The sequence below is a fragment of the Providencia rustigianii genome (assembly GCF_900637755.1).
Classification (GTDB): Bacteria; Pseudomonadota; Gammaproteobacteria; order Enterobacterales; family Enterobacteriaceae; genus Providencia; species Providencia rustigianii.
This window is the reverse complement of sequence record NZ_LR134396.1, coordinates 1,672,760-1,699,114: the sequence shown is the minus strand read 5'-3', so window position 1 is coordinate 1,699,114 and position 26,355 is coordinate 1,672,760. Positions and strand designations below refer to the sequence as shown.

Here is a 26,355-nt window from a genome sequence, read left to right as displayed (position 1 = left end):
TTTCTTCCCATGGCAACGATTAAAGATGTGGCGAAGCGTGCTGGCGTCTCCACCACAACCGTCTCCCATGTTATCAACAAGACGCGTTTTGTCGCTGATGATACAAAGACAGCCGTTTGGGCTGCCATCAAAGAGCTTAATTATTCACCAAGTGCGGTTGCCCGTAGTTTAAAAGTCAACCATACAAAGTCTATTGGCTTACTGGCAACATCAAGTGAAGCGCCCTATTTTGCTGAAGTTATTGAGTCGGTAGAAAATAGTTGCTATGAAAAAGGCTATACCCTAATTTTATGTAACTCCCATAGTAATTTAGGTAAACAAAAAGCCTATCTGCAAATGTTAGCGCAAAAGCGTGTTGATGGCTTATTGGTGATGTGTTCCGAATACCCTGACACTCTTATCAGTATGCTGGAAGACTATCGCAATATCCCCATGGTCGTAATGGATTGGGGTACATCTCGAGGCGACTTTACAGATAGTATTATTGATAACTCTTTCCATGGTGGTTATCTTGCTGGGCGTTACTTAATTGATCGAGGTCATCGTGACATTGGAGTGATCCCTGGCTCCCTTGAAAGAAACACCGGTATAGGGCGGCTTACTGGCTTTAAAAAGGCCATGGAAGAAGCCAAGGTTACCCTAAGAGATGAATGGATCGTTCAAGGGGATTTCGAACCAGAATCCGGCTATAAAGCCATGATGCAAATTTTAAGTAATAAGCATCGCCCTACTGCCGTCTTCTGTGGTGGGGATATTATGGCGATGGGAGCCATCTGCGCTGCTGATGAAATGGGCTTGCGCGTCCCTCAGGATATTTCCATTATTGGTTATGATAATGTGCGTAATGCTCGTTATTTTACCCCTGCATTGACTACCATCCATCAGCCTAAAGAGCGTTTAGGGCAGATGGCATTTACGATGTTGCTCGACCGTATTGTTAATAAACGCGAAGATGCACAGACGATTGAAGTTCATCCTCGCTTAGTTGAGCGTCGCTCTGTCGCGGATGGTCCATTTATTGATTATCGTCGATAAGGATGTCTTATTCAGGACGATAACCATTCAGCGTTGAGGGTTTCACTATCGCCAAGATAATCCAGTAACCAACTCAACGCTGGAGAAGGATTATTCTCTACCCAAGTTAAACAACAAGGGCTCGATGGAAATGGTTGTGATAGCTTTAACTCCACCAACTTCCCTTGTTCACATAATGGTGCTGCACGGTGTTCCGGTACCATTCCAACGCAAAGACCATTCATCAAACAAGTTAATCCACTCTCCCAGTATGGCACCACTAAGCGCCGCTGGTTATCCAGTGCCCATGTATCTCTTTTAGGTAAACTACGTGATGTATCCTCTAAACATAAGCTAGGATATTGACGCATTTGGTCATCAGAAAGCTTGTTTTCAATTTGAGCTAAGGGATGATCAGGACTAGCAACACAGCGCCAAGACATAAATCCCATATCACGAAAACTGTAACGCTCACCAATTGGAGACGCGCGTGTAGCACCGATAGCCACATCCACACGCCCATCAGCTAAGGCATCCCATACCCCATTAAAAACCTCAGGGTGAATAAATAATTCGATGTCAGGAAAATGTCGATAAAAATCCAAGATCAATTGCTCTGTTCGCTGTGGTTTAACAATACAATCCACAGCAATACTGAATTGCCCACGCCAGCCATTTGCCACTTGCTGACACATATGGCGGGTATCAGTCATTTTTTTGATAACTGATCGTCCTTCCTTGATAAAGATAACACCCGCTTCAGTGAGCACAACATCACGATGGCGTCGTTCAAATAGAGGTACAGCAAGCCACTCCTCAATTTGCTTTACAGTATAACTGATTGCAGAAGGCACACGATGCAGCTCTTCGGCGGCACCGCTAAAACTTCCCGTTCGAGCAACAGCATCAATTACTTCAAGTGCATGCGCTGACCACATACGCGTTCCTTTCAAAATATTTGATAACAGAGTCCAAATATTACCGTTTCACAATGTAAAAAAACAGCCTATACAATAAGATAATCGTTAACATTATTTCAAATATTAATTAAGTAAAATACTATGACCAATACTGCGACAAAAAACTCTTCCGGTTTTCTGATTTACCTTGCAGGGTTAAGCATGCTAGGTTTTTTGGCCATCGATATGTATCTGCCTGCCTTTGGTGCTATGCAAACATCCCTGAATACAACTGAAGGTGCTATCAGCGCTTCACTCAGTATTTTTTTAGCTGGTTTTGCTTTTGCTCAACTAGTGTGGGGGCCCCTTTCAGATAAATTAGGTCGTAAGCCAATTCTGATCGCTGGATTATCACTATTTATTATTAGTTGCCTCGGAATGTTGTGGGTTACAGATGCAACTCAATTGTTAATACTGCGCTTTTTACAGGCTGTCGGTGTATGTTCGGCTGCAGTACTCTGGCAAGCATTAGTTATTGATCGCTATGATGAAGCAGATACTCAAAAAGTCTTTGCTTCAATTATGCCTCTTGTTGCTCTGTCTCCGGCTTTAGCGCCACTATTGGGTGCTTGGGTATTAGAGCATAAGGATTGGGAGTTTATTTTTGTTGTTCTTATGATGGTTGGCGTTCTGTTGCTTCTTCCGACTTTATTTTTAAAGAAAATCACGCCAAAAACAGTTTTAGAAGAAAAATCTTCATCAGATAAAATTTCTTTTTCAAAATTAATGAGTTCCCGTATCTTTAGTGGAAACGTGCTGATTTATGCTTCTTGTAGCGCAGGTTTTTTTGCATGGTTAACTGGCTCACCATTTATCTTACGTGATATGGGCTTTAACCCTGCTGATATCGGCTTAAGCTACATCCCGCAAACTCTGGCATTTATTGTCGGTGGATACGGTTGCCGCTTTGTTTTGATAAAAGTGCGAGCTGAGCTGTTATTCCCGTTATTATTAATTGGTTATGCTATTAGTATGTCCGTACTGTTTATCATGGCACTGTATAGCCAACCAACATTAACCTTAATTCTAATTCCATTCTGCTTTATGGCAGCGATGAATGGAGCATCCTATCCCATTGCAGTTTCGAAAGCACTGAATGCATTCCCAACAGCCAGTGGCAAAGCTGCCGCCTTACAGAATGCATTGCAACTCGGTTTGTGCTTCTTAGCTAGCTTGCTTGTCTCTGCTCTTGCTTTCAACCCATTACTCGCAACAACTGGCGTTATGGCGTTTACTATTATTCCGATGATTCTTGGTTATTGGATGCAACGTTGTGCCGTAAAGTCGAATAATGAGGTAAAGCGTGCTGAGTACCAGCATAATTCCTAATTATTTCAACTAGCCACGACTTAGCCACATCACACTTCAATAAGCGATGTGGCTTTTTTATCTTCAATTAGTTACGAATAATTTATAGGGTTAATTTTATATTCAAAACAGGCTATCATAAAATCATTCAATGATGAATTTTTGAGAACCATGCTAAAACAGTATTATCCACCGGATGAATTAAAAGAGTTTGTAAGCTCAATTTTAATCATCAAGAAGTTCACATCTCCTATTAAAATATTTCCAGGCACTGGTGCGGAAATATGGATTTCTTCGACCAATATCAGCATGTCCACTGATGCCCATACATCTATAAATCCATATCAACTCATCATTCCAAGAATTAATATTTTTACTGCAATTCCTAACAATGCCACGGTTATGGTCTTACGTATTCGCCATGATGCATTGCGCTTTTTACTTCCTCTGCGAACCTTAAACTTTACAGATACTCCTATGCCACTGAGCCATATTTGGAACGATAATTGGTTTAAATCATTGGCTAACTCTTCCTTTAAAGAATTACACGATTATTTCTACGCAAATAAAGCTACAAAGAAAACTCACTTTATTGATCAGGTTCTCAATACGCTATACCGTAATCCAGAGAAAAAAATAACGGAAATAGCAAATGACACTGGCTATAGTGCTCGTTTGATACAAAAAGAGTTTCTAAAAGAATTTGGTATCACGCCAAAACGTTACCAGATCAATTGCCGTCTTGAGCATGTATTAAAAACCATGGTAAAAGAACAAGATACTTATCGCTGGTTTGAAACAGGCTATTATGATCAATCCCACTTTTATCGCGATTTTAAACGATACTTTACTATGACGCCGACGGCGTTTTTGAAATCAAACTATTCGCTTTTTTACAATACAAAAACAAAGTCTCCATTAAGATAGTTCTTAATACAAAAGGAGAACGGTATGAGTATTGTTGTATATGCCCAAATTACTACAGAAAAAACAGATGGGTATCTGACTAAAAAGATCGTTCGGGATATAGCGAAGCATAGCCGTCGGGAAAAAGGATGTTTGCAATATGACCTTATGGCAAAAGAAAATGGCTATATTGTTTTTGAAGAGTGGGAAAGCCGGCAAGACTTAGAAATGTACCAAAACAGCGTTCACTTTAAACGACTCGTCGATGCAATTGAACGCGACAACGCAATATTTTCTGTTAATTTCAGTGAGAAATTATAGCTCACAACTTTCAATGATTGATGATTTTATAGGCTATGGCTTAAACTTAAGCTATAGCCTCACCAATGACTGAAATCCTAAATTGCTATTCCTGTTGAGCCGATAGTTCCTGTGTTTGTTCTTGCTGCAACAATTTATCTTGTTCTTTTTGATGTAATACACGCTCTACCGTATCAACGATCGCCTGAGTTTGTGGGTCAATCTCAATATTGACTTTATCACCCAAACGCTTTTTACCTAATGTTGTTCTTGCCAATGTCTCAGGGATCAAATGAACACAAAAACGGTTATTAATCACGTCACCTACCGTTAAACTAATCCCATCGATTGCCACAAAGCCTTTGTGCAAAATATATTTCATGAGGGACTTATCATAGATAGATAGCCAAATTTGATGGTTATCTTCAGAGGTGAAAATCTTACTGATTTCTGCGGTGGTGACAATATGCCCAGAAACAACATGCCCACCTATTTCATCACCATATTTAGCAGCGCGTTCAATATTAACAACATCCCCTTCCTTTAACTCCCCTAAATTGGTTAGGCGTAACGTTTCTTTGATTAAATCAAAGCTAACTTTTTCACCCTCAATTTTAGTGACAGTTAAACAACAACCGTTATGAGCCACCGAAGCGCCTGTTTCTAAACCGACTAATAATTCAGGCGTGAATTTCATAACATGAGTGCGAAAGTTTGCTCTTTCTGTGACTTCAATAATTGGGGCGGTACCCTGAACAATGCCTGTAAACATAATAACTCTCAGTGCAGTGGATTTATGGACTCAGTTTACCTAAGAATTTTCAGAGATCTATCTTATTTGAGTGGTACTATTTATGCTGTATATACAAAACAATTAAACAATCTGTACACGAATGTACTGTTTTATTCTTCTTGGCAAGAACTTTATTGGATTGATTACCTAAAAGAGATAGAATAAGAGGTTAGCATTAACTATCTGATTTTTAGTCAAACATAAGTTTTATTCCTCCTTTTTGTTTCATCATTCATTTTATTGTAAAGGTGTATGCGTGCAGAAATACATTACAGAAGCGCGTAGCTTATTAGCTCTCGGAATTCCTATCTTTTTTGCCCAATTTTCACAAACCGCAATGGGTTTTGTGGACACAATTATGGCAGGAAGTGTTAGTGAAATAGAGATGTCTGCTGTAGCGGTTGGTTTTTCTATTTGGTTGCCTGCAATATTGCTTGGGCAAGGGATCTTAATGGCCTTAACTCCAATCATTGCTCAAATGAATGGTTCTGGTCGCAGAAATTTAATTGGAGACCAAGTTCAACAAGGTCTTTGGCTCGCATTTATTTTAAGCATCGGAATCATGCTATTACTTTATAATAGCAAGCTGATCATCGGTAATATGCAGCATATTGATGCAGAATTAGCAGAAAAATCGGTACGCTTTCTTCACGCGATTATGTGGGGCGCTCCCGGTTATCTTTTCTATCAGGTTTATCGTAGCCAATGTGAAGGATTGTCTAAAACTAAACCGGGAATGGTCATTGGTTTCTTGGGGTTGATGGTCAATATTCCTGTTAACTATATTTTTATCTATGGCCATTTTGGTGCCCCTGCATTGGGTGGTGTAGGCTGTGGTGTTGCTACAGCTACCGTCTATTGGGCAATGTGCATAATGATGAGATGGTATGTGAAAAGAGCGCATAATCAACGCGATATCCGTCCAACACAGACATTTTCATCACCAAATCCAAATATTTTAAAGCGGATTATTGTCCTCGGAACCCCAATTGGTTTAGCGTTATTTTTTGAAGTTACCCTATTTGCCGTGGTTGCGCTATTAGTCGCCCCACTAGGTGTGGTTGCTGTTGCAGGGCATCAGGTTGCATTAAACTTTAGCTCTGTGATGTTTATGTTCCCACTTTCTTTAGGGATCGCAGCGACTATACGTGTGGGTTATAACTTAGGTCGCCAATCAACGGAAGCCGCTAAAGTCTCATCTTATACCGCGCTGGCAGTAGGTCTAACATTAGCGTGTTTAACCGCCATTGTGACAACCATTTTCCGCGAACCCATCGCGATGATGTATAACAAGAACCCAGAAGTCGTTGTCTTGGCATCAAGCTTAATGCTCTATGCTGCGATTTATCAGCTATCAGATTCTGTGCAAGTTATTGGTACTGGTGTGCTACGAGGATATAAAGATACCCGTTCCATCTTCTTTATTACCTTTACGGCTTATTGGATTTTAGGCTTACCATCTGGCTATATCTTGGCTTTAACAGACTTAATTACTGAACCTATGGGACCGAAAGGCTTTTGGATTGGCTTTATTATTGGGTTAACTGCATCCGCTATTGGTATGGCAACTCGAATATTGTGGATCCATCGTCAACAAGATAGCGTTATATTGCTCAAGTCAACTCGCTAATTGGCGTAAATTTAATCATTTATTGGCAAGGTGAGATGTGTTTTGGCTCAGATAGTTTTAAATACGAGCAAACTATCGCAAAATTACATTTTCCCCTTGCCAGATTGATGGCAGAACGTTAATATTCGTCCCCGTTGTTAGAGCAGTATTTACTGATATGCGTCCGTAGCTCAGTTGGTTAGAGCACCACCTTGACATGGTGGGGGTCGGTAGTTCGAGTCTACTCGGACGCACCATTTAAATCAGTAATTAACTGTAAACACGTAATCATTTTCAGTGCGTCCGTAGCTCAGTTGGTTAGAGCACCACCTTGACATGGTGGGGGTCGGTAGTTCGAGTCTACTCGGACGCACCATTCAAATCGATAATTAGCTGTAAACGCGTCATTATCGCCAGTGCGTCCGTAGCTCAGTTGGTTAGAGCACCACCTTGACATGGTGGGGGTCGGTAGTTCGAGTCTACTCGGACGCACCATTTAACTTCATCTTAATCTTGTTTCTTCAATTATCATATTTGACTTGATTGTCCTTTAAAATTGCCTTATTTTGTTGCGCAACAATCTTTCATATATAAAATCTCACGGTTATTTGATCTTAATTACTTCTGCATTAAATTTTGAAAAATTTGATTTGTCTCACAGTTTGATGTTGTCTATAATACCCGTAAAGGCTGAAAGGTTTCACCAGCCGTAAATCAGTAAGTTAGCTTTATCATAAAATGTCATCTACACTATAATCAGAGTCAAAAAGAGACGTTTTAAGTGTAATTGGATTTTTAACACTAGACTGTCGCCTATTCTTATAAATGAGTTGCGCAACATACTAATTTTGCGCATTAAGCATCGGCGGCAATACCGATTTCCTTTATAACCATTAGATAGACTGCCATGAAAAAAACCAAAATTGTTTGTACCATCGGCCCAAAAACCGAATCCGAAGAGAAATTAACTCAATTACTGGATGCTGGCATGAACGTCATGCGTCTGAACTTCTCCCACGGTGATTATGAAGAACATGGTCAACGTATCAAAAACCTTCGTTCTGTATGTGCAAAAACAGGTAAACAAGCAGCTATCCTGCTGGATACAAAAGGTCCTGAAATCCGTACGATGAAACTGGAAGGCGGTAATGACGTTTCTCTAGTTGCAGGACAAACCTTTGCCTTTACAACAGATACTTCAGTCATTGGTAACAAAGATAGAGTCGCAGTAACCTACCCTGGTTTAACCAAAGATTTGAAAGTAGGCGACACCGTATTAGTTGATGACGGTTTAATTGGTATGAAAGTAACCAATGTCACCGCGACAGAAGTGATCTGTGAAGTCCTCAACAATGGTGACCTCGGTGAGAAAAAAGGTGTTAACTTACCAGGTGTTTCTATTGGCTTACCCGCTCTTGCAGAAAAAGATAAAGAAGACTTAGTATTCGGTTGTCAGCAAGGTGTTGACTTTGTTGCAGCATCATTCATCCGTAAACGTTCTGATGTTGAAGAAATTCGCGCTCATCTGAAAAAACATGGTGGCGAAAACATCCAAATCATCTCTAAAATTGAAAACCAAGAAGGTTTAAATAACTTCGACGAAATCCTTGAAGCCTCTGACGGTATCATGGTTGCTCGTGGTGACTTAGGTGTAGAAATTCCAGTCGAAGAAGTTATCTTCGCGCAAAAAATGATGATTGAGAAATGTGTTCAAGCACGTAAGGTTGTTATTACTGCAACCCAAATGCTGGATTCTATGATCAAAAACCCACGCCCTACTCGCGCTGAAGCAGGTGACGTTGCTAACGCCATTTTAGATGGTACTGATGCGGTTATGCTGTCTGGTGAAAGTGCCAAAGGTAAATACCCTATCGAAGCAGTTACTATTATGGCAACTATCTGCGAACGTACTGATCGCGTTATGCCTACTCGCATCGAAACTCAAAAACCGACTCAACGCTTACGTGTTACTGAAGCTGTTTGCCGTGGCGCTGTTGAGATGTCAGAAAAACTGGATGTACCATTAATTGTAGTGGCAACCTATGGTGGTAAATCAGCAAAATCTGTACGTAAATACTTCCCAACTGCACCGATTTTAGCCTTAACGACTAATGAAGAAACTGCGCGTCAGTTACTATTAGTAAAAGGTGTTATTCCAATGATTGTCGGACCATTTGAATCAACGGATGATTTCTATCGCGAAGGTAAACGTGCAGCACTTGAAAGTGGTTTAGCTGCTGCTGGTGATGCCGTTGTCATGGTCTCTGGTGCATTAGTACAAAGTGGAACCACTAATACCTCTTCTGTACACGTCCTGTAAGCACTTAACTTAATAACGTTATTCTATGAGCCCTATTGCTAAATTAGCAGTAGGGCTTTTTTATTTCCTTAATTTTGTTATCCCTACAAATTTAACATTTTATGCTATTGTAAAATAATTTTTATTTTATTAAAAAAGCCTTAACGACTATTTTTAGATTATTTAAAAAGACAATCACAAAAGGATAATTCAATGCTCAAATATCAACCCAAACAATCCCTAATTTAAATTTTTTTGCCTTTTATCACAGCTAAATACAAAGTATTTCTAGCAAATTTCTGAATTAAGTACTAGCATAAGACTTAGTGAGTACCATACCCTAATTTACATTAGGTTGTTTTAAAGGGATAGAGGTAGCTTTAAGATAATACTCTTAAGTCTATTTTTTGGTTGCTTGCTTTTATATTTTCAAGATAAATCAATCTAGAGGGTAAAATAATGATTCGTACTAAAATTGTACTGGGCTCTATCGTATTAGCTTCAGCATTACTGGCGGGTTGTTCTAACAGCACTGAAGTGCAGAAACTCTCTTCAGACGTGCAAACTCTGAACGGTAAAGTTGATCAACTGAGCAACGATGTTCAGTCTCTGCGTTCTGACGTACAGACTGCACAAGAAGAAGCAGCTCGTGCGAACCAACGTCTGGACAACCAAGTCCGTACTTACAAAAAATAAGTTCGATTTGATTGTTATCTAGAAAAGCTTTTTAAGCTGAATTAGTATTTTATGAGGGCCTATTTTTATAGGCCCTCATTTATTTAGTAGCTATCTATGTTTATTGTTCGTTACTAGCCTTGAGATGACTGATATTTTGCAGGGATTGATGATTTTACCGCCCCTTCAAATACTGGCTGTGGCTGGGTAATTTTAAATGGTTCAATTGGTTTTAACTTCGGATATTGACGATTTGAGTCAATATTCTGGTCACGGTTAACCCGTACAGGTATCCCTGAACGTCTCGCTAGCTCTTGCTCCACCAGCGCTTTATCAATGCCTTCATTTGCTAGGAATGCTTTTAAATCATCCGGTAGCTTAATAGGCATCGTTTGAGGGTCATCCGTTTCTTTACGTGATAATGGCTGATGGACTTCAATATAGTAACTACCATCGGCTTCTTTTGAGTATTTAACCGGCTGGTCAATTACCTGCACTCGTGTTCCTTTCGGTACTGATTTAAATAATGCTTCGATATCATGTGGACGTAAACGAATGCAACCCGAACTAACTCGCATGCCAATCCCGAAATCTGCGTTAGTTCCATGGATCAAATACTCCCCTTTACCATAGGAAAGGCGTAAAGCATACAGCCCCATTGGGTTTTCAGGGCCAGCTGGAACTACCGCCGGTAAAGTGATCCCTTGTTTAGCATAATGTTTACGTATATTTGTGGTTGGTGTCCATGTTGGATCTTTAATCAGCTGGCTAATTGACGTGACCATTTCTGGAGTATCACGACCTAACTGACCAATCCCTATAGGATAAACAATGACTTTCTTACTGTTTGCTGGGAAATAATACAAACGCAATTCGGCTAAATTAATAACAACCCCAGTTCTTGGTGTAGATGGTAATAACATTTGTGAAGGGATAATCAGTTCTTTGCCCGCCTCAGGCAAATAAGGGTCAGTACCTGGATTCGCTTCTAGCATCGCAAGTAAACCAATTTCATGCTCACTCGCTATTGCTTCTAAAGGGCGACCATCATTAGGCACTACGTATGTGGCATTCTCCCCAATTAAGCGCGTATTATTATCTGGCAATAAATATTCTTTGGACTGTGCAGGTGTCAGCACTGCGCTCATGACAAACAAACTCACCGCCGTCAAAACTTTTTTCATACCTACTCCAAGGAAAATAAGGTTATTACAAATATTCAAACAATATCGCTCATAATAGCAACTATCTTGATAGTCTTTAATACTTAATAAATATTTAAATAAATTAATAGCTCATTATTCAATAATCATATAAAGATTTAAATTTAATTTATCTAATAAATACAATGCGTTAGTTTTTAAAAATCAAGAATGGAAATATATGAAAAGTGTGGGAAATTCATATAATTTCCCACATTTAATTAGAGAAGTTCGTTGGCTCTAGCTAAAATTGACTTGATCATCCCGTTGAGACCTTGGGTACGAGATGGAGTAAGATGTTGCTCCAATTCTAATTTTTGGAAAAAGCCTTTTACATCAATTGCAAGAATTTGCTCAGGCGTCTTTCCTTGAAATAAAATGATAACGATCGCTACTAGCCCCTTAACAATTGCAGCATCGCTGTCACCCGCTAGCAAAATTTGGCCATCGTCCTGTTTTTGCATATCAATCCAGACTTGACTCTGGCAACCTGCAATTAAGTTAGCATCAACTCTTTGGTCGAGTGATAACTCCGGTAATCGACCACCTAGTTCAATCATATATAAGTAGCGTTCTTCCCAATCCTGACAGCGTTCAAAATTGCGTAAAAGTTTCGCTTCATCGGGTAATGCTGACATACATCTTCCTTTGAAATACCGTAAATTAAATCGTTAACCTAATAATTTTTTTATACGTAATAGCGCATTATACAATGCTTCGATATCATGCTTTTGTGTATAAACCCCCACCGATGCACGACACATAGCAGGGACATTATAGCGTTCCATAAGCGGCATAGCACAATGATGTCCGGTACGAATAGCGATGCCATATCTGTCTAAAAATGCGCCAACATCATAAGCATGATGTTCACCCAAATTGAACGCTATCACGCCCTCACGCTGATTATTTCCATATAAACGTAGTGAAGGAACCTGTTGAAGCAATTCGGATGCATACTCAATAATCTGTTTTTCATGGGCAAATGCATTGGCAAGGCCAAGCTGATTAAGGTAATCGAACGCAGCACCTAACCCAATAATACCACTAATATTCGGTGTTCCAGCCTCGAATCTCCATGGGATATCCGCAAACGTAATACCGGTAGTGAAACTGACCTGCCGGATCATTGCTCCGCCCCCTTCCCACGGTGGCATTTTTTCTAGTCGTGATTTTTTACCATATAAGATACCAATTCCCGTCGGGCCATACAGTTTGTGCCCCGAAAACACATAAAAATCACAGTCCAAAGCTTGTACATCGACTATTTGGTGCATAGCACCTTGAGCGCCATCCACTAAAATAGCTAAATCACCCTCTTTCTCTATGGCAATACTGCGTGCTTGTTGGATGATTTTTTTTACTGGATTTACCGTTCCTAGCACATTAGAAATGTGGGTAAAACTGAGTAATTTAGTGCGCTGGTCAATCAATGTATCTAATTGTGAAAGATCTAAGCTCCCATCATCCAAGATAGGTAACACTCGGATTTCACAACCAATCTCTTCTGCCAACATGAACCATGGAACAATATTGGCATGGTGCTCCATTTCGGTAATAACAATGTTATCACCGTCATTAATGAACTGTCGTCCAAAGCTATTAGCAACTAAGTTGATGCCTTCCGTAGTCCCTTTGACGAAAATAATTTCATCTTGAGACTTTGCATGAAGAAAATCCGCTGCTTTTTGGCGAACCTCTTCCATCAAGGTCGTCGCATTCGCACTAAGAGTATGAACGCCACGATGCACGGCAGCATAGTGATGGAGTGTAAATTGGCTTTCACATTCAACCACTAGTTGTGGCTTCTGAGCACTTGCAGCACTATCCAAATATACTAATGGATGCCCGTTCACCGATTGTGCTAAGGCAGGAAAATCCTGCCTTACTGTTTCAACATCAAAAGCCATCGATTTACACCCCCGCTAAACGTTGGTGAATGTTCGCCATTACGGCCGATTTTAGCCCTGCAATATCAATAGACTCGGTTAGTTCTGCAGCGAAGGCATTGATGATCATTTGCTTTGCTGCTTGGTGACTAATTCCCCTCGAACGCAAATAGAATAACTGCTCATCATCCATTCGTCCGACCGTTGCACCATGTCCACATTTCACGTCATCCGCGTAAATTTCCAATTGTGGCTTGGTATCTATCTCCGCTTTTTCACCCAATAACAATGTATTGTTTGTCATCTGCCCATCAGTTTTTAGTGCATTCGGTGCGACTTTAATCATCCCATTAAATACTGTTTTACTGCTGTCCATCCCGATGACTTTATGTAATTGGCGGCTAGAACAATAGCAAGCATTATGCTCAAGATAACTGCGGGTATCCGCTATCTCTGTTCCTTGTGGTAATACCAAACTATTGAGCTCAAACTGCGTATTCTCACCCTCAAGACGTGAACTGGTATGGTGACGTAATAAGCCTGCACCCAATAGAAAACTACTGCTTTTCACTTGGCTATCACGCCCAACAATCATGTCGTTATGCGCAAAATGCTGAGCAGATGGATTCTCTGTAACAAGTTTGAAATGAGATAATTGAGCGTTATCTCCAATTTCTACCGTTAAACGCCCTCCCGTCAAATGAGGCTGATTATCCAAACTCACAAAATGTTCAATGACTTCGCTCTGACTGTTATTTCCAAGGGTGAGATGATAACGATATTGGCTCATATTCGTCCCTTGAGAATTCACACTACCACTCGAAATATTGAGTAAATAGAGAGGTTTAGAAGCCACTTTATTCGCCGCTAAATTAATTAATAACGGTTGTGGGGCCAAACATTCCGTTAGATGAAGAAAAATTTCGCTGTTGACGGCATCTGGCAATACATCTTGGCTATCCAGCAATGTAACCTGAAATTCACCCATATCAATGGAGCTTAATTCTGCATTATAGCGCCCATCAACAAGAGTAATCCGGTAAGCATCTATTTCTAATGCTATATCGGCATTAGGTTTAAGTACCGACTCTGGATCACTGAAATGATACTGAGTACGTAGAACCGTTTCTAGCGGAGTATAGTGCCAATCTTCATGACGAAATTTAGGCAATCCAACATATTTTGCAATCTCCCAATGCGTTTGCGCATGTTGAGACTTTTCGCCTGAACGATGTTCAAATAGTTGAGCAAAGTTTGCCATTGCTTGCTGATTAAGCTCAGAGACTTGAGCGCTTTTTACTGCTCTCTCACTGTTGGTCAATAAGCCAGCCATAGCCTTGCTCCTCCAGTTTTTTCGCTAAACTGAAATCACCGGATTTGATGATTCGCCCTTGATACAGAACATGAACAAAATCTGGTTTTACATAGTCTAAAATTCGCTGATAGTGCGTCACAATAATAAATGAACGCTCTGGTGTACGTAGGGAATTCACACCATTAGAAACAATTTTTAATGCATCAATATCTAAACCTGAATCTGTTTCATCTAAAATGCATAACTTCGGCTCCAATGCAGCCATTTGTAAGATATCGTTACGTTTTTTCTCACCGCCCGAGAAGCCTACGTTGACTGAGCGTGTTAGCAAATCTTGTGGCATATCTAACAACGCAATTTTATCTTCGATAAAATCTTGAAAATCAAAACGGTCTAAAGATTCTTGCTGACGATACTCACGCACCGCATTAACCGAGGTTTGTAAGAAAAATTGGTTACTCACACCCGGAATCTCTACTGGGTATTGAAACGCCAGAAAAATCCCCTCTCCTGCGCGATCTTCAGGATCTAGCGCGAGTAAATCCTTACCATTAAATATGACTTCGCCGCTGTCAATTTCATAATCTTCACGACCTGCCAGCGTTGCTGATAATGTACTTTTTCCTGAACCGTTAGGTCCCATAATCGCGTGAACTTCACCAGGTTTAATTTCCAGCGATAACCCTTTTAATATTTCATTACCTTCTACACTGACGTGTAAATCTTTAATGCTTAACATATCAACATGCCTTTAGCGCTAGTGCGCAACTAAACTTGTTAGGATCAGCCCACACTGTGTTCTAAGCTGATAGCCAATAATTTTTGTGCCTCAACGGCAAACTCTAATGGTAGTTCTGAGAAAACATCTTTACAGAATCCATTAACGATCATAGAGATAGCATCATCTTCACTGATACCACGCTGCAAGCAGTAAAACAGCTGGTCTTCACCAATACGTGAAGTCGTCGCTTCATGCTCTAAGTGCGCCGTATTATTTTTAACTTCCACATATGGGAAAGTATGTGCGCCACACTGTGTACCAATTAGCATTGAGTCACATTGCGTGAAGTTACGAGCGTTATGTGCACTTGGCAGAATTTTGACTAACCCGCGATAGCTATTCTGGCTTTTACCCGCAGATATTCCTTTCGAAATAATGGTTGAGCGCGTATTTTTGCCAATGTGGATCATTTTAGTTCCAGTATCCGCTTGCTGATTACCGTTTGTCAGTGCTACAGAGAAAAATTCTCCCACGGAGTTATCCCCTTTGAGGATCACGCTTGGGTATTTCCATGTAATTGCTGAGCCAGTCTCTGATTGTGTCCACGACATTTTCGAGTTTTCACCTTCACAGAGCGCACGCTTAGTCACAAAGTTTAAAATTCCACCCGCTTCACTGTCTCCACCTGAGAACCAGTTTTGTACCGTGGAATACTTAACTTCTGCATCTTTATGAATAATGACTTCGACTACCGCAGCATGTAGCTGATAGCTATCTCGAACTGGTGCTGAACAACCTTCGATATAACTGACATAACTGCCTTCATCCGCAATTAAGATCGTACGCTCGAATTGTCCGGTTTTCGCCGCATTTATACGAAAATAGGTCGATAACTCCATTGGGCAACGAACCCCTTTGGGGATATAGACAAAGGTGCCATCAGAAGCCACAGCCGCATTTAATGCAGCAAAGAAATTGTCATGGCTGGAGACTACACTACCCAAGTATTTTTGAACTAATTCTGGATATTCATGGATAGCTTCACCAAATGAGCAGAAAATAATCCCATGTTTTGCTAAATCACCACGATAAGTCGTCGAAACAGAAACGGAGTCAAAAATAGCATCCACAGCAACAGCGCTACCTTCACGAACAGGCACACCTAGCTGCTTAAATGCATCTTCTACTTCCGCAGTTAAATAATTATTTTCTTCAACTGCACCGGTAGTTTGTGTTGCACCTGACTGTGAGCCACAAGTATCATCACACGCACCACAAGACGGAGCTGAATAATAGCTATAATCTTGATAATCAAGGTTTGGATAATTTGCTTTTAGCCAATGAGGCTCTTCCATACCCTTCCAGTGATTAAAGGCATCAAGGCGAAATTGAAGCATCCATTCTGGTTCATTACGTTTTGCGGAAATAGCGCGAACCACATCTTCATTTAAACCTTTCGCCATTTCATCGGTTGCGACTTGGGTAAAAAAGCCTTCTTTATAGCGCTTTTCATCAAGCCAGCTTTGAACTTCTTCGCCAACTTCTACATTGCTCTGAGACATAATCTAGCTTCACAAGTTAAACGCCAAAGCTTTCACCACACCCACAGGCATGTTGAGCTTTCGGGTTATTGAATTTAAAAATGTGATTCAGCCCTTCTTGGACATAATCCACCACTGTGCCATCAATAAATGGCATTGCTTGTTTCGGTACATACAGATGTGCGCCATCCAACTCAAATAATAAGTGGTCATCCGTAGGGTTTTCTATCATTTCGAACACATAGCCAAATCCCGCACATCCTGACTGTTTTACGCCAAGGGATAGTCCTTTACTGTTTGGAGTTTGTACCATTAATTTTTTAATTTGTTTTGCCGCACTAGGCGTCAGGCTAACTCCCTGCCAATGATTTTCATCGAGTGAAAACGTCTCTACACCGCCAGTCATTTTGACCTCACTTTTTTCATGGTTTTTCAGCCTGTTATCGGAGATTTCTTCTATATATGACATGGTAATGATAACCCATATGACTTCAACCATTTGTTTTAAGAGGTTATAGCAATTGATCGTGATTTTCTATCCAACTTTCCGCCGAATAGATATCTAACCAATTAATAATTAAGGAATAGATTTAAAATATCACAATATTTTTTATGTATTAAATAGTACATAAAAATAACACAAATTAATAATTGGTCATGCTGTATGACACTGAATTGATTTAAAACGAATTAATTAAATAGATAGGTTCTAATGAATTGATATAAAAGATGAATATTGTCAATAGAATTTGCCCTCAACATCACGATGCTAAGGGCAAAAAATCATTACTCAAATAACACAGCAGTGGTTAAACGAGAGGTGCAACAGAGTTGTCCTTTCTCATTAAATATATCGATATTCCATACCTGTTGGCGACGACCAAGGTGGATAGGTTTACAAACCCCTTTTACAACACCATCTCGTGCTGCACGGACATGGTTTGCATTAATTTCCAACCCGACAACACGTTGATCGCCTTCAGTACATAAATATCCCGCAATCGAGCCTAGAGACTCAGCAAGAACGACCGAAGCACCACCATGCAGTAAACCGAATGGCTGCTTGGTGCGCTGGTCAACGGGCATTGTGCCTTCCAGATAATCATCACCAAACCCAGTAATCTCAATACCTAAATGACCCAACATACAGTCTTTAGCCATTGCTGACATTTGTTGTAAATCAAATTGACGCTTCCAAATCATGAAACAATCTCCAGTAGTGCTTGAATTGGATGTTTTATTGTCGTTTTTTCCATACGTTTTACTTGACTACGACAAGAGTATCCAGAACTTAAGCAACGTTCTAGGGGTAATTTTTCTATTGCCGGCTTCCACGATAGATTATAGATACCTTTTGAGTTTTCGAGATTAACCACTTCATGCCCATAAGTGCCTGCCATTCCACAGCAACCTACACTCACGTTAGTCAATTTTTGTCCGAACCGAGCGAATAATGCAGCCCATTGATTTGCACTATTTGGTAACGCGGTAGATTCTGTACAATGGCCAAACAGATACCAAGGTTGCTCATTGTCAAATTTGCTATCACGATGTTCTGGCAGGCTTATTAGCCATTCATGGGCTAACATCACCGTAAACTTGCACTGTTCTGCGCCTAAAATTTCATGATATTCATCGCGATAACACAACACGAGTGCGGGATCGACACCAACCATTGGCAATTGCAGTTTTGCAACTCTATTCAGGAAATCAGTTGTTTTACGGGCTGTTTTTGCGAAGCGGTTTAAAAAACCTTTAATATGTTGCGCTTTACCATTCGGAGAAAATGGGAGTAATACGGGTTTAAAACCCAATTTTTCGATCAAACGAACAAAATCTACCACAACTTTCGCATCGTAATAGCTCGTAAATGGATCCTGAACCACAAGCACATATTGTTCACGAGCAGATGCAGGCATTCCTTCAAGTTGCTCAAGCGTAACGCTGGTTGCAGCATGACCGGATAATTCTTGTTTCAACGTGGGTTGAGAAAACAGTGGCAAATCCACCATTCCAATCGTGTGTTCACTTAATTTTTGCACGAGAGGCTGACGAAGGAAAAAGTTAAATATCCCCGGCGCTCTAGACATAAACGGTGCGCTCATTTCAACATTTGCCACAACGTGGTCACGCATTGGACGCAAATAACGGCTGTGATATAACGCTAAAAATTTCGCTCTAAATGATGGCACATCAATTTTAATTGGGCACTGAGTTGAGCAAGCTTTACACGCTAAGCAGCCTGACATTGACTCTTTCACTTCGTGAGAAAAATCGTAGTCACCCTTTTTTGCTCGCCAAGAGTTACGGGTTTTTTCGATCAATCCTCGCAGTGAAGGCGAATCATCTTTTACTCCCCGTTCAATCTGGTCAGGCGTTACCCCCTGCTCAGCTAATAAACGCAACCATTCGCGAACTAACGTTGCTCGTCCTTTAGGGGAATGGATGCGCTGACGCGTTATTTTCATAGATGGGCACATCTGACTTTTTACATCGAAGTTAAAGCATAAGCCATTCCCATTACAGTCCATAGCGCCACGGAACTCTTGGCGTATTTGAAGCGGAATTTGTCGATCAAATGTCCCACGCTTAACGGCATCAACCTGTTTCATTGGCGCATCAAGCCCTTCTGGCGGGCATATTTTCCCAGGATTTAATCGGTTATCAGGATCGAATGCTGCTTTAATTTTACGCAGCTCTCCATACAACACATCGCCAAAGAATTCAGGGCTGTACTGTGCTCGGAAGCCTTTACCGTGCTCCCCCCATAATAACCCACCATATTTCGCCGTAAGCACAACAATTTCATCAGAAATTTGCTTCATCAATATTTCTTGTTGTGGGTCACACATATCTAATGCTGGACGAACGTGTAACACCCCCGCATCAACGTGACCAAACATACCGTAGCTCAGTTTATGGTGATCAAGAAGCGCTCTAAATTCTGCAATATAGTCCGCTAAATGTTCAGGTGGAACGCAGGTATCTTCAACAAATGGAATTGGTTTTGCGGCGCCTTTACTATTTCCTAATAATCCCACCGCTTTTTTACGCATATTATAGATACGCGTAATATCTTCGAGGTCATGGCAAATTTGATAGCCAATGATGCCGGCTTGGTTACTGGACATCAATTCATCGATACGTAAGCATAAATGATCCGTGAGCTGATTAATTTCAGCTTCATCATCACCACTAAATTCGACAATATTAAGCCCTAGCATCTCTTTATCAGGGATGTCAGTGATAAGTGATTTGACTGAATGCCAAACAATATCTTCTTTCGCTAGATTAAGAACCTTTGAATCCACCGTTTCTACTGATAGCGCTTTCGCTTGTACCATGAATGGGGCATTACGTAAGGCAGATTCAAAAGAGTCATATTTTACATTCACTAAACGACGTGCTTTTGGTATTGGCGTAATATCCAATGTCGCTTCAGTGATAAAAGCTAATGAGCCCTCAGAGCCTGTTAATATCCGTGTTAGATTAAACTGAGTTAGGTCATCATTGAAGACGTGGCGTAAATCATAACCCGTTAAAAATCGATTGAGTTTTGGAAATTTTTCTTCGATTAAAGGGCGTTGCTCTAAACAACGTTCTAAAACAGTTTTATAAATCCGTCCTTCAACAGAATCCTCTGACGCAATCGTTTGGGCGAGTTCGATCGGCATAGCCCGAGTATCAAGGCAAGCTCCCCCTAAAACCATGGCTTTAACACCCAGCACATGGTCTGAAGTCTTACCATAAACTAATGAGCCTTGCCCCGATGCATCCGTATTGATCATTCCACCTAGCGTCGCACGGTTACTCGTCGACAATTCTGGGGAGAAAAAATAACCATACGGTTTGAGGTATTGGTTTAACTGGTCTTTTATCACACCCGCTTCGACTTTAACCCACCCTTGATCCGGATTAATGTCTAAAATTCGATTCATATAGCGGGACATATCCACCACAATCCCTTCTGTTAGAGATTGCCCATTCGTGCCCGTACCGCCACCGCGAGGTGTAAAACTCAACTCACGATATTTTTCCTGCCCGGCTACACGCGTGATGATTTGTACATCAGCACTCGAACGCGGAAAAATAACGGCTTGTGGTAATAATTGGTAGATACTGTTATCGGTAGCCATGGACAAGCGCTCAGCATAACTGGTTCCGTTATCACCGGTGAAACCTTGCTCTTGCAATTCATGCAAAAATTGTATGGCTAATTGACTGAGATGTGGTGCTTCAGATATACGCGGGATCATTATTAATCATGACTCTTGTTGTTTAGTATCGCATTTGTCGTTATGTACTATCTTTATTTTAAGTAGCACAATAGGCACAAGGTTTGCTGAACGATGACCTGGCGCCACTGTACTGATAGTACATTTGCGGATGACATTGTCCTTAAAACCATATCACACTATTGTTTTTTTTAACCATGAAAAATAATTACGTTATTTTCACCTGTAAAAGCAGTAAAACCACAGAATTTTCATTTGTTAAGGATTAATCATTAATGGAAAAATCGCAAAAACGCATGGATCTCCCCAAGCTTGTCCTTGGACTGCTCTCCATTATCTTTATGATAGCCACCTGTTTTTGGGTATTAAGTCCATTTATTTTAGGATTTGTATGGGCTGGGATGATGGTTATTGCCACTTGGCCAATTATGTTAAAACTGCAAGTTCGATTATGGAATAAACGTTGGCTCTCATCTGTCGTAATGGTGTTGCTGATTTTCTTACTGTTTGTTATTCCATCAAGTATCCTGATTGGCAGTATCATTCAAAATAGTGCTCCATTAATTGAACTTGCTAAGTCCCCAGCCAATATTACTTTACCTGATTTAGAGTGGCTGAATCAGATCCCTATGGTTGGTGAAAAACTGTATTACGCATGGCATAGCCTCGTTGCTAGTGGTGGTAATGCACTGTTAGCTAAGGTTCAACCTTACATTGGTCAAGCCGCAGGTTGGTTTGCGACCCAAGCCATTAGTGCCAGCCGTTTTCTCTTCCATTTGATGCTGATGCTACTGTTCAGCGGTCTGCTTTATTATAAAGGTGAACTCGTCACTTTAGGCATTCGCCATTTTGCAGTTCGTTTAGCAGGGATCCGTGGTGATGCTGCGGTCGTGCTTGCAGCACAATCCATCCGCGCAGTGGCACTCGGAGTTGTAGTGACTGCATTAGTACAAGCCATTGTTGGTGGTATTGGCTTAGCGCTTTCGGGGATTAGCTATGCCGCCATCCTAACGGTACTCATCTTTATCTGCTGCGTGGCACAGATTGGACCATTACTCGTCATGATACCGTCTGTTCTGTGGCTATTTTGGACGGGAGATACCACATGGGCCATTATCCTTGGTGTGTGGGCAGCAATCGTAGCGACCATGGATGGCGTACTGCGCCCTTGGTTGATTAAGATGGGCGCAGATCTTCCAATGGTACTGATTTTAATTGGGGTTATTGGAGGTATCCTATCATTCGGAATGATTGGCTTATTTATTGGTCCGGTTGTACTCGCCGTTTCTTACAGTTTGTTGAAGGCATGGATGAATGAAGTTGCACCACCGAGTGAAAGTTTAGATGAGACTGAAAAGTTTCTTGAAGAAGAGTTTTTAATGAAAAAGTAAATTTCACTTAATTACAAAAAAGCATGCTCTATTTTGAGCATGCTTTTCTATTCTTTCATTCTCATTAATATTTAGAAACAATATTTAACACTCTTACGTTAGTTTTTATTCTTAATTATGTTAATATTCTTTTCGTCAAATGAATTATCATTTAGGAACAATAAGTAATATTTTATTAAGAGAGTTCTTAATGATTAACGTATAATAACAGTTTATTATAATCTTGTTACTATATCTTCGATAACGAATATCTAGCTATGTTTTTTATATTACTAAACGTAGCTTACTCAATGAATTGCTGTGTGTAGTCTTTGCCTGTCAGCCCATGATAGGCTTTTTTTTTATCTAAACCCCAGCGCCTCTCCGTGACTTATATTATATTCTTAAATTACACTTTATACGTGATTACACATAATTAGGGTATTATCTGATTAATAAAGTTATCATTATATTTTTAATATTAATTCCGACACTAATAATGAGACGATAGTTTTATTTTGATGAAATAATAGTTAACTTTTATGAACTATTACTTAATTCAAACCTATTACGTGTTTATTCCAATTTATGTAATAGGCTAAATCTATATATAAAAAAGGCCGGTAAATTATAATTATTTACCGACCTTCAATGATAAGTTAATTAAAATATAATTATTAACTTATTGATTTTCAGCGATTGTTAGCCATGTTTGAACAACAGTATCCGGGTTCAATGATAAGCTATCAATCCCTTCATCCACCAACCATTGTGCAAAATCTTGATGGTCTGAAGGGCCTTGACCACAAATGCCTACATATTTGTTCTGACGTTTAGCGGCTTTGATTGCCATCGACAACATTGCCTTAACGGCATCATTACGTTCATCAAATAGCTCAGATACCACGCCCGAGTCTCTATCGAGACCAAGAGTTAACTGAGTCATATCATTCGAACCAATGGAGAAGCCATCAAAGTGCTCAAGGAACTGGTCTGCAAGTAACGCATTCGATGGGATTTCACACATCATAATGAGTTTGAGACCATTTTCGCCACGTTTCAAATCATGCTTAGCTAATTCAGCAACCACAGACTCGGCTTGTGCAACGGTACGTACGAATGGGATCATCACTTCAACGTTAGTTAGACCCATAGTATTACGAACACGTTTAACTGCTTCACACTCTAATGCAAAGCATGCACGGAAACTATCTGACACATAGCGTCCTGCGCCGCGGAAGCCCAACATAGGGTTTTCTTCTTTGGGCTCATAGACATCACCCCCAACGAGATTCGCATACTCGTTAGATTTAAAGTCAGATAAACGGACAATCACGCGTTTTGGCCAGAATGCAGCCGCTAACGTCGAAATACCTTCAGTCAGTTTACTAATATAGAACTCAACAGGGTCATCATACCCCGCCATCATGCTACGAATCTCGCTCTGTAATTCAGGTGATTGTGCATCAAACTCTAATAATGCTCTTGGATGAACACCGATCATACGGTTGATAATGAATTCTAATCGGGCTAAGCCAACGCCTTCATTTGGTAAACAAGCAAAGTCGAATGCACGGTCAGGGTTGCCCACGTTCATCATGATTTTTACATTCAGGTCCGGCATATTGTCGACTTCAGAGCTATGGATTTCAAACTCTAATTTACCGTCGTACACAAACCCCGTATCCCCTTCAGAACATGAAATGGTTACTTCCTGACCTTCTTTCAGGCGTTCAGTCGCATCACCACAACCAACCACAGCAGGGATCCCCAACTCACGAGCAATAATTGCCGCGTGGCAAGTACGTCCACCACGGTTAGTCACGATTGCAGCAGCTTTTTTCATGATCGGTTCCCAATCAGGATCCGTCATGTCCGTCACTAATACATCACCAGGCTGAATTCTATCCATCTCACTCAAGTTATGGATAACTTTCACACTTCCTGCTCCAATACGATGACCAATAGCACGTCCTTCAACTAAAACCTGCCCTTGATTTTTCAGTTGATAGCGTTCCATAACCTGCTGATTTGAACGAACGGTTTCCGGTCGAGCTTGAACAATATATAGACGACCATTATGGCCATCTTTTGCCCACTCGATGTCCATTGGACGACCGTAGTGTTTTTCAATTTGCAGAGCCTGACGAGATAACTCTTCTACTTCATGATCAGTCAAAGAGAAACGATTGCGTAGTGCTTCTGGTACATCTTCAATCTTAACTTGTTTACCGTGCTCTTTACTGTCGGCATACACCATTTGTAATTTTTTAGAGCCTAAAGTACGACGAACAATTGCAGGCTTATTATTTTGTAATGTTGGCTTATGTACGTAGAACTCGTCAGGATTGACAGCGCCTTGTACAACCATCTCACCAAGACCATAAGCAGAGGTAATAAAGACAACTTGATCGAAACCAGATTCAGTATCGATAGTAAACATAACGCCCGAGGACGCCAGATCAGAACGTACCATTCTTTGCACACCAGCAGAAAGAGCTACGCCACGATGGTCATAACCTTGGTGTACACGATAAGATATAGCACGATCATTAAACAGCGACGCAAATACGTGTTTAATTGCAACCAGTACAGCATCAATCCCTTGCACATTGAGGAATGTCTCTTGTTGCCCTGCAAATGAAGCGTCAGGCATATCCTCAGCAGTGGCAGATGAGCGAACAGCGAATGAAGCGTCAGCTTCACCTTCAGACAACGTAAGAAAAGCCTCACGGATATCCTGTTCTAGCTCTTTCGTCAGTGGGGTCTCAATCACCCATTGACGGATCTGAGCACCGGCAATCGCCAGTTGATTCACATCATCAATATCCGTTTCATCTAGCAGGTTATAAATACGTTGGTTTACACCACTCTGCTCCAGAAAATTATTAAACGCCTGTGCGGTTGTCGCAAAACCGTTTGGTACGGATACACCAAGATCGGATAAGTTGGTAATCATTTCACCGAGAGAGGCATTTTTACCGCCTACACGGTCAACATCATTCATCCCTAATTGGTTATACCAAAGTACATTACACGGAGTAAGGCCATTTGTGGACATTGAAAGCGATCCTTCTATAGCAATTTAGTGACAGACAACAAATCGTAAAAAATCTCGTTGGCGAAAATTCGCCTCGCGAATAGACTAGCACAGACGTTATGGGAAGATGGACTGGTGAATCGTTCCATCATTGAATAAAAAATTTTTGTTCTAAAAATTGTTCAAATTATGTCTATACTTCCCCGTATAAACTATTTTTTAAACTTTAATCGATTACAATATTTCAACAATCTGGCAATAAATACGATAAAAAGAAATCATTTATGAGCGAGCTAAATCCAATGAATAAGAGTGTCAACCAAGCCCAGCGAACTGTTTTTTTTATTTCTGATGGAACGGCAATAACCGCTGAAACGTTAGGGCATGCCGTATTGTCTCAATTTCCTTTATCTTTTATTTCTTATACTTTACCGTTTGTAACCACTGAGGCTCGCGCATTAGAAATCAAACAAAAAATTGACGTAATTTATACCGAAACTCAGATGCGTCCACTGGTGTTCTATTCAATTATATCCCCACAAGTTAGAGAGATAATTACCCAAAGCTCAGGATTCTGTCAGGATATTGTGCAAAGTTTAGTCGCCCCAATCCAACGTGAAGTCGGTTTAGAGCCTGAACCAAAGTTGAATCGTACCCATGGTTTATCTATGCAGAATATGAATCAGTATGATGCCCGCATTGCAGCGATTGAATACACCTTAGCCCATGATGATGGTATTTCATTACGTAACCTAGAGCAGGCTCAAGTGATTTTAATCGGTGTCTCTCGCTGTGGAAAAACACCCACCAGCTTATATTTAGCCATGCAATTTGGCATTCAAGCCGCAAATTATCCATTCACAGCCGATGATATGGATAATTTACAGTTACCCATAGCTCTACGTCCTTATACCCATAAGTTATTTGGATTGACAATTAGCCCTGAGCGATTAGCTGCAATCCGTGAAGAACGTCGAGAAAATAGCCGATATGCATCTTTACGCCAGTGTCGTATCGAGATTTCAGAAGTTGAAGCTTTGTTTAGACAGAATAAAATCAACTACTTAAATACCACAAACTACTCTGTTGAAGAAATTTCAGCAAAAGTGATTGATACGATGGGGCTACAACGTCGTATTTTTTAGCAGAATAAAATATAAAAAATTATTCATTCAACCC

At 40.5% G+C, this 26,355-nt stretch carries 21 protein-coding genes and 3 tRNA genes; 12 read left to right on the top strand and 12 right to left on the bottom strand.

Features of this window, described 5'->3' with window-relative positions:
- Positions 1–9: 9 nt before the first annotated feature.
- Positions 10–1,035 (top strand): HTH-type transcriptional repressor PurR, encoded by a 1,026-nt coding sequence (purR, locus tag EL244_RS07840; RefSeq protein WP_039854157.1) that lies wholly within the window; start codon positions 10–12, stop codon positions 1,033–1,035.
- Positions 1,036–1,046: 11 nt separating this feature from the next.
- On the opposite strand, the gene punR is transcribed toward purR, so the two are convergent.
- Positions 1,047–1,952, bottom strand: coding sequence for a DNA-binding transcriptional activator PunR (gene punR, locus EL244_RS07835; protein ID WP_006813251.1), 906 nt, complete (start codon positions 1,950–1,952; stop codon positions 1,047–1,049).
- Positions 1,953–2,075: 123 nt separating this feature from the next.
- On the opposite strand from punR, the gene punC reads away from it, so the two are divergent.
- From punC to EL244_RS07820, 3 genes are all read left to right on the top strand, one after another.
- Positions 2,076–3,302, top strand: a complete 1,227-nt coding sequence (gene punC, locus EL244_RS07830) for a purine nucleoside transporter PunC (protein ID WP_126459997.1) — start codon at positions 2,076–2,078, stop codon at positions 3,300–3,302.
- A 150-nt stretch (positions 3,303–3,452) separates the two neighbouring features.
- Positions 3,453–4,208, top strand: coding sequence for a helix-turn-helix transcriptional regulator (locus tag EL244_RS07825; protein ID WP_112836637.1), 756 nt, complete (start codon positions 3,453–3,455; stop codon positions 4,206–4,208).
- Positions 4,209–4,232: 24 nt separating this feature from the next.
- Positions 4,233–4,508, top strand: a complete 276-nt coding sequence (locus tag EL244_RS07820) for a putative quinol monooxygenase (protein ID WP_006813254.1) — start codon at positions 4,233–4,235, stop codon at positions 4,506–4,508.
- A gap of 85 nt (positions 4,509–4,593) precedes the next feature.
- Here the strand turns inward: EL244_RS07820 and EL244_RS07815 are convergent, their stop codons facing one another.
- Positions 4,594–5,259 carry a riboflavin synthase subunit alpha gene (locus EL244_RS07815; protein ID WP_112836635.1) on the bottom strand — a complete coding sequence of 222 codons (666 nt, stop codon included), beginning with the start codon at positions 5,257–5,259 and terminating at the stop codon, positions 4,594–4,596.
- Between the two features lie 277 nt (positions 5,260–5,536).
- Here EL244_RS07815 and EL244_RS07810 point away from each other — a divergent pair, with 277 nt between their 5' ends.
- From EL244_RS07810 to EL244_RS07785, 6 genes are all read left to right on the top strand, one after another.
- Positions 5,537–6,910 (top strand): MATE family efflux transporter, encoded by a 1,374-nt coding sequence (locus EL244_RS07810; protein WP_006813257.1) that lies wholly within the window; start codon positions 5,537–5,539, stop codon positions 6,908–6,910.
- A gap of 159 nt (positions 6,911–7,069) precedes the next feature.
- Positions 7,070–7,146: transfer RNA gene (locus tag EL244_RS07805), tRNA-Val, on the top strand.
- A gap of 42 nt (positions 7,147–7,188) precedes the next feature.
- Positions 7,189–7,265, top strand: a tRNA-Val gene (locus EL244_RS07800).
- A gap of 42 nt (positions 7,266–7,307) precedes the next feature.
- A tRNA-Val gene (locus EL244_RS07795) sits at positions 7,308–7,384 on the top strand.
- A gap of 412 nt (positions 7,385–7,796) precedes the next feature.
- Positions 7,797–9,209, top strand: coding sequence for a pyruvate kinase PykF (gene pykF, locus EL244_RS07790; RefSeq protein WP_006813258.1), 1,413 nt, complete (start codon positions 7,797–7,799; stop codon positions 9,207–9,209).
- 438 nt (positions 9,210–9,647) lie between these two features.
- Complete coding sequence (locus EL244_RS07785; protein ID WP_004263789.1) at positions 9,648–9,884, top strand: major outer membrane lipoprotein; 237 nt, start codon at positions 9,648–9,650, stop codon at positions 9,882–9,884.
- Between the two features lie 113 nt (positions 9,885–9,997).
- Here EL244_RS07785 and EL244_RS07780 read toward each other — a convergent pair whose 3' ends face one another.
- From EL244_RS07780 to ydiJ, 9 genes are all read right to left on the bottom strand, one after another.
- Positions 9,998–11,047: a L,D-transpeptidase family protein gene (locus tag EL244_RS07780; RefSeq protein ID WP_006813259.1), complete on the bottom strand. Its 1,050-nt coding sequence runs from the start codon at positions 11,045–11,047 to the stop codon at positions 9,998–10,000.
- 239 nt (positions 11,048–11,286) lie between these two features.
- Positions 11,287–11,703, bottom strand: coding sequence for a cysteine desulfuration protein SufE (sufE, locus tag EL244_RS07775; RefSeq protein ID WP_006813260.1), 417 nt, complete (start codon positions 11,701–11,703; stop codon positions 11,287–11,289).
- A gap of 33 nt (positions 11,704–11,736) precedes the next feature.
- The gene (sufS, locus tag EL244_RS07770; RefSeq protein ID WP_112836631.1) at positions 11,737–12,975 is read right to left on the bottom strand and encodes a cysteine desulfurase SufS; all 1,239 of its coding nucleotides are present in this window, start codon (positions 12,973–12,975) and stop codon (positions 11,737–11,739) included.
- Between the two features lie 4 nt (positions 12,976–12,979).
- Complete coding sequence (gene sufD, locus EL244_RS07765) at positions 12,980–14,287, bottom strand: Fe-S cluster assembly protein SufD (protein WP_126459994.1); 1,308 nt, start codon at positions 14,285–14,287, stop codon at positions 12,980–12,982.
- A complete protein-coding gene (gene sufC / locus EL244_RS07760; RefSeq protein ID WP_006813263.1) occupies positions 14,262–15,008 on the bottom strand; it encodes a Fe-S cluster assembly ATPase SufC in 747 nt (248 codons plus the stop codon). Before sufC ends, sufD begins: the two co-directional genes overlap by 26 nt.
- Before the next feature lie 44 nt (positions 15,009–15,052).
- On the bottom strand, positions 15,053–16,552 hold the full coding sequence (gene sufB / locus EL244_RS07755) for a Fe-S cluster assembly protein SufB (protein WP_006813264.1): 1,500 nt from the start codon (positions 16,550–16,552) through the stop codon (positions 15,053–15,055).
- Positions 16,553–16,568: 16 nt separating this feature from the next.
- Positions 16,569–16,937 carry a Fe-S cluster assembly scaffold SufA gene (sufA, locus tag EL244_RS07750; RefSeq protein WP_039854407.1) on the bottom strand — a complete coding sequence of 123 codons (369 nt, stop codon included), beginning with the start codon at positions 16,935–16,937 and terminating at the stop codon, positions 16,569–16,571.
- Between the two features lie 380 nt (positions 16,938–17,317).
- Positions 17,318–17,734, bottom strand: a complete 417-nt coding sequence (gene menI, locus EL244_RS07745) for a 1,4-dihydroxy-2-naphthoyl-CoA hydrolase (RefSeq protein ID WP_126459991.1) — start codon at positions 17,732–17,734, stop codon at positions 17,318–17,320.
- Complete coding sequence (gene ydiJ, locus EL244_RS07740) at positions 17,731–20,787, bottom strand: D-2-hydroxyglutarate dehydrogenase YdiJ (protein ID WP_126459988.1); 3,057 nt, start codon at positions 20,785–20,787, stop codon at positions 17,731–17,733. The genes menI and ydiJ overlap by 4 nt, the downstream gene beginning before the upstream one ends.
- A gap of 254 nt (positions 20,788–21,041) precedes the next feature.
- Between ydiJ and ydiK the strand changes: the two genes are divergently transcribed.
- Entirely contained in the window at positions 21,042–22,157 is a 1,116-nt protein-coding gene (ydiK, locus tag EL244_RS07735) for an AI-2E family transporter YdiK (RefSeq protein WP_006813268.1), read from the top strand.
- 661 nt (positions 22,158–22,818) lie between these two features.
- Here ydiK and ppsA read toward each other — a convergent pair.
- Positions 22,819–25,197, bottom strand: coding sequence for a phosphoenolpyruvate synthase (ppsA, locus tag EL244_RS07730; RefSeq protein ID WP_006813269.1), 2,379 nt, complete (start codon positions 25,195–25,197; stop codon positions 22,819–22,821).
- Between the two features lie 281 nt (positions 25,198–25,478).
- On the opposite strand from ppsA, the gene ppsR reads away from it, so the two are divergent.
- Complete coding sequence (ppsR, locus tag EL244_RS07725; RefSeq protein WP_172459986.1) at positions 25,479–26,321, top strand: posphoenolpyruvate synthetase regulatory kinase/phosphorylase PpsR; 843 nt, start codon at positions 25,479–25,481, stop codon at positions 26,319–26,321.
- Positions 26,322–26,355: the final 34 nt, after the last annotated feature.